An 8,552-nucleotide genomic window follows, 5' to 3' on the forward strand; every position below is an offset into this window, starting at 1 on the left:
GGGCGGCAAGCCGACCGCCCCGCCCGGCACCCAGGCTGAATTGGGGCAACGCGGTCGAGCCTTCACACCAACCATGCTGGTGGTGCAGACCGGCACGGCAGTGAGCTTCCCCAACTTCGACACCGTGCGTCACCACATCTATTCCTTCTCTGCGGCCAAGCCATTCGAGATCAAGCTCTACTCGGGCACCCCCGCCGCGCCGGTGGTTTTCGACAAAGCCGGTACCGCCATCCTGGGCTGCAACATCCACGATCGCATGACGGCCTTCATCCACGTGGTCAACACCCCGCATTTCGCCATCGCCAACAAAGCGGGTGTGGCCACGCTGGACGTGCCCCCCGGAGACCACACGTTGCAGGCCTGGCACATGCAGATGGGTGACAAACAAGCGCCACAGCGCCAAGGCATCAAGGTCCAAGCAGCTGGCAACACGAGCGTCGTTCGACTCGGGGGGCCACCCAAGCCATGAACACCGGCGGCGACACCCTGGTCGATGCGCTCCCGATGCGGCGCCGGTTGGCGTTCCGCATCGTCGCGCTCTTCCTGGGTCTGTTGCTGTTGGTGCAGGTCGTCACCTTTGCGCTCGTGCAGCGCAGCATCGACCACAACGCCAGGGAATTGCTGGGCTCGTCCCTGGACCTGGGCGAGCAGGTCTTCAGGCGGCTGCTGCGACAAAGCGCCACCCACCTGAGCGAGTCCACACGCCTGCTGGCAGCGGACTATGGCTTTCGCGAGGCACTCTCCAGTGGCGACACCGAAACCCTGGTGTCGGCACTGGACAACCATGGCGAACGCGCGGGCGCCAGCTTTTCGATCATCACCGATGCCCAAGGCAAGGTTCAAGCAAGCACCGGCCCCCGTTCGGCCGAGCTGACGGGGCTGGTCCAGCGAGCCATCCGACAAGCCGAGTCCACCGAGGACCCAGGTGAATCGGGCGTGATCGTGGCCATGGGCAAACAAGTGCTGCAACTGGTGGCCGTGCCCATCCGTGCGCCACTGACCATCGGTTGGGTGGTCATGGGCTACCAGCTCGACGAGCGACTGGTGCGCGACATGAAACAGCTCACCGCCATGAGCCTGGTGATCGTCACACGAACTCAGTCGGGCGGCTGGCAAGCAGCCTTGTCCCTGCTTGGCGAGGACGCCCGACAATCGCTGCTGGGCCAGTGGATGCCGGCCGCCTCGGCGTCGGCGGCCACCGGCGCCAACCGCATGTCATTCGAGCTGCCCGACGGCCTGCACGTGGCTCGCCTGCACGCGCTCGGCAACGACGCACAGGTGCCCATTTATGCCGTGATGCTGAGATCGGTGGATGCCGCCGTCGCGCCATTTCAGCAACTGCAGCTGGCCATCCTCGCGCTCAATGGCTTCGGTGTGCTGGCGTTCGCCATCGGCAGCGCCATGACCGCACGCCGCATCACGACGCCTGTCACCAGCCTCACCCGACTGGCTGCGCGCCTGGCACGGGGAGACTTCAACGCGCCCATCCCACGCCATGGCGATGACGAAATCGGCGAGCTCGCCGAGGCCTTCGAGTCGATGCGCCAGGCCGTTCACCAGCGCGAAAGCGAGATCCGCCGCAGCGGCCTGACCGACTCCCTGACCCGTTTGCCCAACCGCGCTGGCTTCACCATTGCCGTGCGCGATGCGGTGGCGCGGGCCGTCGCGCAGAACACCGGCTGCGCGGTCGTCATGCTCAACCTCGATCGTTTTCGGCATGTCAACAACGTGCTGGGTACCGACGCCGGCGACCAATTGTTGCAGCGCGTCGCTCGCCTGCTGCATGACAAGCTGAACGAGGCCGAGCACACCGTGGCCCGACTCGGTGGCGATGAATTCGCGATCCTTCTGGCCCACGGCGGCATCGACGAAGCGCTGGCGGTCTCACGACGTGTGCAGCAGGGGCTCGAAGCCACCATCGACCTCAACGGCAGCACGGTGGACCTGGGCGCGGGCATCGGCATCGCGGCATGCCCCACTCACGCCACCGACGACGCCACCCTCATGCGCCGGGCCGAGCTGGCCATGCACCATGCCAAACAAGCACAAACCGGCTGCACCATCTTCCGGCCCGAGCTGGATGTCAAATCCGACGCCGCCCTGTCCTTGCTCGGCGAGCTGCGCCAGGCGGTCGAGCAAAACGAATTCCGCCTCTTTCTGCAGCCCAAGGTTTGTTTGCGCAACGGCAGTGTCGTGGGTGCCGAGGCCCTGATCAGGTGGGCGCACCCTGCACGTGGCATGGTGCCCCCCGGCCTGTTCATCCCGTTCGCGGAGCAGTCGGGCTTCATCCGACAGATCACCAGCTGGCTGCTGGTCGAGTCGATGCGCACCTGGCGACGCTGCGCCGATCAGGGGCTGCGCCTGCAGATGTCGATCAACCTCTCTGCACGCGACCTGATCGACCCCGAACTGCCCGCGCGCGTGAGCGCGCTGCTGCAAGAACACCAGGTGCCCGCCAGCGCGATGTGCCTGGAGATCACCGAAAGCGCGATCATGGACGATCCCAATCGCGCGCAGCAAACACTCGAGCAGTTCCATGACATGGGCCTGCAGATGTCGATCGACGACTTCGGCACCGGCTACTCGTCGCTGGCCTACCTCAAGCGCCTGCCCGTTCACGAACTCAAGATCGACCGCTCTTTCGTGATGAACATGCACCACGATGCCCAGGACGCCAAGATCGTGCGGTCGGTGGTCGACCTGGCACACAACCTGGGGCTGAAAGTGACGGCCGAAGGCCTGGAAGAAGGCGCTGCCTGGGGCCTGCTGGGCGAGCTGGGCTGTGACATCGCCCAGGGCTACTGGATCGCCAAACCCATGCCCGCAGACCAACTGCCGCAGTGGGTATCAAGCTGGGTGCCCCCTGTACAGCAGGCCTCACCCGAGTTGGCCGAGGCCCACTGAGCCGTTCCTGCTGCAAGCAGGCTGAGCAAGGCGCTCAGCCACTCAAGCCCTCAGCCGCCCATCAAGGCAAAGCCACGGGTGATGGCAACAATTGCTCATCCATCCAGGCAGCGCGCTGCGCCAACCAGTCTCGCAGGTGAGACACCTCCGCCTCGTAGCTGCCCAGCGCCAGAGGGCTGGGTGAAATGGGGGTGTTCAAGACGTCCCAACGCTGAAAGTTGCGCGCCTGGCTGGCCTGCAGGACCTCGGCGCTTTGCTGGATGTAAGCCTGCAAAGCCGGCAACTGCTGCCTCAAGTGCTGCCAACGGGCTTTGACATGCTGCTCGAAAGCGGGGTCGGTGAGCAGCTGCTTGATGTAGGACGCATTGACATTGTTCGGCTCACGCAACCACCAACCGATGGGCGACGCGTTGTCATTGAACTTCACGTTGCCAGCCGCCAGATCGAAATCCCAGAGCGGCCCGAACGTGAGCTTGCCCCCGCGCTCCTTCTTGACAAAGGTGCTGGAGTAGAAGGCATCGTTGTTGCGCAGGTACTCGTTGATCAGGTAGAAATCGACCAAGGCCTCGACATCCAGGTGAGCCGCATACCCGTTGACCGGATCCCGATGATCGCTGCCAAACAGCGCCGACTCCATGGCGTTGACCACGTCACGGATGTGCGTGACCTGGGTTGCGTCCAGGACATCGGACTTCACGGTGTAGGGGCGCATGCTCTGGCTGCGAAACCAGTGGGTTTCATCGAGCCTGGCATCGATCTCCAGGAAGAACCCCGCATCGACATCTTCAGGGCTGGTGGCCTGTGCGCCGATGTTCACGCGGTGATCCGCCACCTTGACGTGCTCGACGAATTGGTAGAGCCCCAGGAAGTCGTTGTTGAGCCTCAACTCGACATGGTGCGCCGCTGGCGTGTAGGCCATGCCCATCACCCGCCCCAGACACAGCGCCACTGCGTTGCGCAGCATGGTCTTGTCGGTGTGATTGGCCAACAGAGCCCAATCCTTGTCCGACGTCATCCCGAGCACCTTGCTCTTGCTGTCGAATTTCAGGCGATAGGGCTTTTTCTCCAGGTTCCAGGTGGAGTTGCCACGCCCGCGAACCTTGGTCGACAAGTTCAGCGCCTGAGGGAAGTCCGCCGTGGCACCCATGGTGAGTTGGGCCTGGACGTAGGTTTCCTTGTCCACGATCGGCGCACCGCCAGCGGTGTCGATGACAACCATCGGAGGAGGCAACGTGACACAGGTGTGGGGCGCGAACGCCGCCTTGGTTTCATGCACCAGCGTGCGTGCGCCGACGGTGTGGAGCAACTGACCGGTTTCGACCTGGGTGTAGCGTCCGATGATGGGCGCCAGCACCTCGGCGGCCGCCCGCGTGGACGCACCCGTTGGCCCCGCATCACCCGCAGAGGTCTGCGAGTGCGCCTGCGCGCCCTGACGCAGGGCTGTCACGACCCAAGCATCGAGTTTCTTCAAGTCCCGCTGTTCGTCGGTGCCGGGGGCTGCCAACAAGGAAACCTCTTCGGGCAGGCCCAACGTGCGCTTCAATTTGGACTCGACGAGGGCGATGTCCTCCTCCTCGCCCTGGCCTGGCGCCGACCGATGCATGGCCAACAAGGTGCTCAGCCCCGTGACAACCGCGCCATCGTCGCGCGCCGGCGTGGCCATCACGAACGCACCAGCGGGCAAAGGGGCAACCGGCAGCGTCTGGGTTGGTTGATCAGGCACCTGCACCACCAGGTTCATGGCGTGTGCGGCCATCAGCGTCGGACGCAGGAACTGGAACGCACCACCCACCTGAACCGCGCCGCCTGGCTCGGTGTCATCGCAGAGCAAGTCGCCGTTGGTGTCCAGGCAAACCCAGGCGCCCTCGGCACCTTCGGCCAGCACCTCGCCAGAGACGGTCGTTTCGTTGCATCCGGACAGAAGCAACAAGCCACCGAGCAAGGACGCCGTTGTCAAGATTCTTTGAGCCATGTTCACGTCGCGACCTGTGTCGCGCCTCCCTTTGTTGTCATGGCCGGGATTGTCCAGATGGCACCTGCTGACAAGCGGCCATGGAAAACCCTTGAGGAGGGATCACAAGGAATGTTCTGCGATGCGCCCCCCCTGCTTGGAGGGCCCGCCTCAGGCACCCAACACCAGGTTCCGCGATCCGGGGAAGCTCGTGCAAAGGTAGACGCTGCTGCCCAGCACGTTGCCATGCGCCTGCCCTTCGTGCACCGTGAGCTTGCAGGTGCCACAAGCGCCCTTGCCACAGCCTTGCTCCAGGTGCAGCCCGTGCTCGTTGGCCAGTTGCAGCAGGGTCTTGCCCTGATCGGAGGCCTTGAGCGTGATCGCCGCGTTGATGTGCTCGAACACGACCTCCGCGCCCTCCAGGTCCACAACCTGATCACCTAGCACCGGCACGGCAGCCGCCATCTCGAAACGCTCGGTGTGGATGTCGCGAGCGGGCACGCCCAAGGCCTTCAGCGCCTGCAGCATCTTCTGCATGAACCCGTCGGGGCCGCACAGGTAGACATGCCGATCGGCCACGTCAGGGCAACGGCGTAGGATCAGCGCCTCGTCCAATCGATCAGCGGTCTGCAAGCCGTCGGCCGCAGGCGCCGCTTGGGGCTGACTCAATGCCACCGTCACCGGCACACCTGTGGCGGACCATTCGAGCATGTCGGGCCGAAAGATGACGTCGCCGGGAAGGCGGAACTGGGCCATCACGTTCAGGTCGGGTCGCTGGTCGGCCGGCATCGACAGGCATTGCGCCACCATGGATGCAATGGGCGTGATGCCCGAGCCAGCCGCCAGCATCAGCACCTTGCCTGGAAGCTGTGGATCGCCCAGCGTGAAATGCCCTCGGGGCTTGCCCAGCGTCAGCACCTGCCCCGGCCGCACCACGCTGTGCAACCACGGCGACACCACGCCACCTTCCTTGCGCTTGACCGTGATGGCCAGGCGCCCGTTGGGCCTCGCCGACGGGCTGTAGCAACGGTGGTGCACTTGATCACCCACGTTCAACAGCACCTCGATGTGCTGGCCCGGCTTCATGCCAGGCCAATGTTGGTTGGGTCGCAGCACGAAGGTCTTGACGTCAGCGGCTTCGTCGATGACCTGCTCGACCAATGCCTTGAGGTCGTAAGTCCAGACGAAGGGCAAGCAGCGGCGGTTGAACTCCGTCATGGTGTTGCTGACCACGTAATCCACGCTGCCCTGCCCCACGTGATCGAGCCCCCAGGAGGCCGCCGAATTGAGCGCCCGCTCAAGCACGGTTCGCTCCGGCCGGGATGCCCTGATCGTTCTTTGGCGGCTTGGAGAACTGCCACATCTGAGCCACGTAATTGCGGATGGCACGACCCCAGGTCTCGTTGACCTGGTAGTTCAGCCCGTGCTTGCGGCACACGGCGCGCACTTCCCTGGACATGGCCGGGTAGTGGCGCGACGGGATGTCGGGAAACAGGTGGTGTTCGACCTGGTAGTTCAGGTGCCCCCACAGGATGCTCATGAAGCGCGGGCCCTTGAAGTTCACAGACGAATCCAGTTGGCTGAGGTACCAGTGCCCGCGGTGGTTCAGCGCCTCTTCGGGCTGCAAGGGGGCCGTGAAGTGCGTGGCCTGGATGGTCAGCGCGATCCAGTAGTTGTTGATGGCGTCGGCCAGCATGTTGCCCAGGAACACCTTCCAGAAGGAGAACCCCGTGGCCAGGGCCAGCAGCGGGAACACCAGGTATTCCTTGAACAGCACGCGCAGCACGGAGTGCCTGTGCCGACGCTTGAGGTCGGCCTCGCTCTGCCCCGGGTGCTCGACCAGCGCGTAGCCTTTGTTGCCCTCGGGGAAGTCCTTGGCGCGCTGGACCTGGCGAAAGCCCAGGTTCTGGTTGTTGAACCCGTACAGGATCTGCGGGTAGACCCAAAGCAGGTAGATGGGCACCTGCCAGCGGTGCATGGGGTTCCAAGGCGTCTTGTCGTTCATGCGCAAGATGCCGTGATTCAGGTCCGGGTCCTTCTCGAACACGTTGGTGTGCACGTGGTGCAGGGCGTTGTGCTCGCGACGCCAGCCCTCTTCGTCCACCGGCGCCTTCCATTTGAAGTTGCGCGAATGGAACTGCGGGATCTCGGCAAAGCCGTCGTACTGGCCGTGCAGCACGTTGTGCCCGATCTCGATGGCTTCGATGTTGCGGTGCAACCAAACGAACAGCACACCCAGGGCAAAGGTGATCGGCTCCTTGCTGACCCAAAGCAGGCCTCGACCCAGCACCTCGAAGCGGCGCGACCAGGCACGGAGCCGCTTGATGTAGGCCACGTCCTGCGGACCCAGCATGTCGCGGTACTTGAGTTTGATGGCCTCGAATTCGGCCTCGATCTGGTCGTACAAGGCGCGCTGAGCGTCAGCCTCGGCGAGTGATTCCCGGGGGGGTCGGTTCATGATCTGGAGGTACGCGGGGCACGGACCTGGCGGGGCGATCAGCTGGCTTGCCTCACGGTGCGTGAGGGAGCAGGACAGCTGTGTCCCCTGGGCGGCAACAACGCCGCAGTCGATTTGACCACTGCGGCAACCACGGCAACCAGATCCTGGCGGGTGCGGTGAGATTCGAACTCACGGAACGCGCAAACGTTCGCCGGTTTTCAAGACCGGTGCCTTAAACCGCTCGGCCACACACCCTCGGAACCGACCATTGTAGTGGCAGTCCAAGTCAGGATGGCGTCGGCTTTTGTACCTGAGGGCAAACCACCTGGACCACCTCTCGCCGCCCGCCATCGACGCGAACGGCCGTGAGGCGTCCGCCCCACACACAGCCGGTGTCCAGGGCCAGCAAATCAGGCCGATCGATCAGCCCCAGCGTCGACCAGTGTCCGAACGCCACCGGCGTGCCTTGGGTGGCACGAGCAGGCACCTCGAACCAGGGCACGAAGCCTTGGGGCGCACCGCCCGCACCTTCTTTGGTGGCAAATTCCATCTCGCCTTCGGGCGTGCAAAAGCGCAGGCGCGTGAGCGCGTTGACCACGCAGCGCCAGCGGCTCACGCCTGTGAGGGCGTCGTCCCAGCGCGCGGGCTCGTTGCCGTACATCTGCGTCAGGAAGTCACCCAGGTCGGGGCTGCGCAGCATGGCCTCGACCTCGCCGGCCAGCGCGACGGTGCGCGCCGCGTCCCACTGCGGCAGCACGCCCGCGTGCACCATCAGCCAGCCGGCGTCCCACACCGCCAGGCGCTGCTGGCGCAGCCAGTTGAGCCAGTCGTCGCGGTCGGGTGCTTGCAAGATGCAGTCGAGCGTGTCGCTGCGGTGCGGCTCGCGCACCCCGTGCGCGATGGCCAACAGGTGCAGGTCGTGGTTGCCCAGCAGACAGGTGGCCGCACCTCCCAGCGCCCGCAGTCGCCGGAGCACGCCCAGCGAGTCCGGACCGCGGTTGACCAGGTCCCCCAGGAGGAAGAGCCGATCGCGGGAAGGAGAAAAGTCGATGGTCTGCAGCAATCGCTCGAGCGGATCGCAGCAGCCTTGAAGGTCGCCGACGAGGTAGTCCATGGCCCGGATTCTGCTACGCTTGCTGTCCCTTCTCAGACGGCCCGGCCATGCCCGGTGCCTTCAATGGACTTTGCGCTGCTGATTTTCCTGATCCTGCTCAACGGCTTGTTCGCCATGTCCGAGATGTCGCTCGCGGCCAGCCG

General features: G+C 64.6%; 7 protein-coding genes and 1 tRNA gene. 3 read left to right on the plus strand and 5 right to left on the minus strand.

Translation table 11 applies throughout. The annotated features are described in order from the left end of the window. Positions 1-469, plus strand: a 469-nt coding sequence (locus B2W70_RS02940) for a methylamine utilization protein (RefSeq protein ID WP_286742693.1), incomplete at its 5' end; no start/stop codon positions are given. Next, complete coding sequence (locus tag B2W70_RS02945; protein ID WP_286742694.1) at positions 466-2,904, plus strand: putative bifunctional diguanylate cyclase/phosphodiesterase; 2,439 nt, start codon at positions 466-468, stop codon at positions 2,902-2,904. The genes B2W70_RS02940 and B2W70_RS02945, both read left to right, overlap by 4 nt. Positions 2,905-2,965: 61 nt before the next feature. Here B2W70_RS02945 and B2W70_RS02950 read toward each other — a convergent pair whose 3' ends face one another. The 5 genes from B2W70_RS02950 to B2W70_RS02970 all read right to left on the minus strand — a co-directional run bounded on the left by B2W70_RS02950 (position 2,966) and on the right by B2W70_RS02970 (position 8,409). After that, positions 2,966-4,861 (minus strand): CotH kinase family protein, encoded by a 1,896-nt coding sequence (locus tag B2W70_RS02950; RefSeq protein ID WP_286742696.1) that lies wholly within the window; start codon positions 4,859-4,861, stop codon positions 2,966-2,968. A gap of 165 nt (positions 4,862-5,026) precedes the next feature. Continuing rightward, positions 5,027-6,160 (minus strand): FAD-binding oxidoreductase, encoded by a 1,134-nt coding sequence (locus B2W70_RS02955; RefSeq protein ID WP_286742697.1) that lies wholly within the window; start codon positions 6,158-6,160, stop codon positions 5,027-5,029. Continuing rightward, positions 6,153-7,313 (minus strand): fatty acid desaturase family protein, encoded by a 1,161-nt coding sequence (locus B2W70_RS02960; RefSeq protein WP_286742698.1) that lies wholly within the window; start codon positions 7,311-7,313, stop codon positions 6,153-6,155. The genes B2W70_RS02955 and B2W70_RS02960 overlap by 8 nt, the downstream gene beginning before the upstream one ends. 147 nt (positions 7,314-7,460) lie before the next feature. Further along, positions 7,461-7,550: transfer RNA gene (locus B2W70_RS02965), tRNA-Ser, on the minus strand. A 31-nt stretch (positions 7,551-7,581) separates the two neighbouring features. Continuing rightward, positions 7,582-8,409, minus strand: coding sequence for a symmetrical bis(5'-nucleosyl)-tetraphosphatase (locus B2W70_RS02970; protein ID WP_286742701.1), 828 nt, complete (start codon positions 8,407-8,409; stop codon positions 7,582-7,584). Positions 8,410-8,472: 63 nt separating this feature from the next. On the opposite strand from B2W70_RS02970, the gene B2W70_RS18510 reads away from it, so the two are divergent. Continuing rightward, positions 8,473-8,552, plus strand: an 80-nt coding sequence (locus B2W70_RS18510; protein WP_422652307.1) for a hypothetical protein, incomplete at its 3' end; no start/stop codon positions are given.

It is taken from the genome of Aquabacterium sp. UBA2148 (assembly GCF_002328915.1).
GTDB lineage: Bacteria > Pseudomonadota > Gammaproteobacteria > Burkholderiales > Burkholderiaceae_C > Aquabacterium > Aquabacterium parvum.